This is a genomic window from Zobellia russellii (assembly GCF_018728565.1).
GTDB lineage: Bacteria > Bacteroidota > Bacteroidia > Flavobacteriales > Flavobacteriaceae > Zobellia > Zobellia russellii.
Window position 1 is genome coordinate 1 of record NZ_JACSOI010000021.1, and the last position, 1061, is coordinate 1061.

1 protein-coding gene is annotated in these 1061 nt (G+C 48.0%); it reads right to left on the reverse strand.

The genetic code is table 11. From position 1 onward, the window contains the following. Positions 1 to 1061, reverse strand: a 1061-nt coding sequence (locus tag H9565_RS20005) for an Ig-like domain-containing protein (protein WP_215442147.1), incomplete at both ends; no start/stop codon positions are given.

Below are 1061 nucleotides of genomic sequence, written 5' to 3' on the forward strand. Positions count from 1 at the left end.
GCCGCATTCAGTATGTTGTCCGCTGTAATATCATCTATTGAAAGTACAGGAGCAGGACTTACCGTATCTACCGTATAGGTTTTGTTATCGGTTACCGTTGCACTGTTGCCCGCTACATCCGTTGTTACAAAACTTCCGTCAACCGTAGTATCGCCATCAGCGGCCAATGCGCTACCCGGGATATCGATGCTATAATCACCCAAGGCATCCACCGTTCCTGTATAGTCCGTACCGTCAACCGTTAAGGTGACCGTATCGCCCGTATTGAAATCTCCAGTAACAGTTCCTGTTACCGCAACATCTGCACCCGCCTCGGTGGCGTTCAGTATGTTGTCCGCTGTAATATCATCGATAGCTAACATTGGTACCGGAGCGACAGCATCATGTTGAATATCCCTGGTTCCCTGTACTGCGGGATTACCTCCTAAATCACTTACATCTGCTGTGATAGTTTCATTAGTTCCCAATGCTTGGGTATCCAATGCAGATATATCCAATGTCCATACATTTCCTGCAACGGTAGAGAAATAATTTTGTCCATTCAAGGTCACCGTTACAATCTGTCCGTCTTCTACATTCGAGGTAGTCCCTGATATTGTTACTGGACTGTCATCTTCCGTATCATTTATAATATCATCCCCGGCCACAACATCTATGGAGATTACAGGCGATGTGGTATCTACCGAGTATACTTGCGTGTCGGTTGCGGTTCCTACATTACCTGCGGTATCCGTTGTCGTTACACTTCCATCTACCGTCGTATCTCCATCGGCAGCCAGTTCACTTCCCGGGATTGCTATACTATAAGCGCCTGCGCCATCTACGGTTCCCGTGTAATCGGTACCGTTGACCGTTAAGGTTACCGTATCTCCGGAGTTGAAGTCGCCACTTACCGTTCCAGTTACATCTATATTGGTAGCAGCCTCTGCTGCGTTCAATACATTATCGGCCGTGATATCATCGATATCCAGTACAGGGACCGGGGCGGTCGTATCTACAGCATATGTTTTGGTTTCCGTTACCGTTGCGCTGTTTCCGGCGGCATCCGTAGTGGTCACACT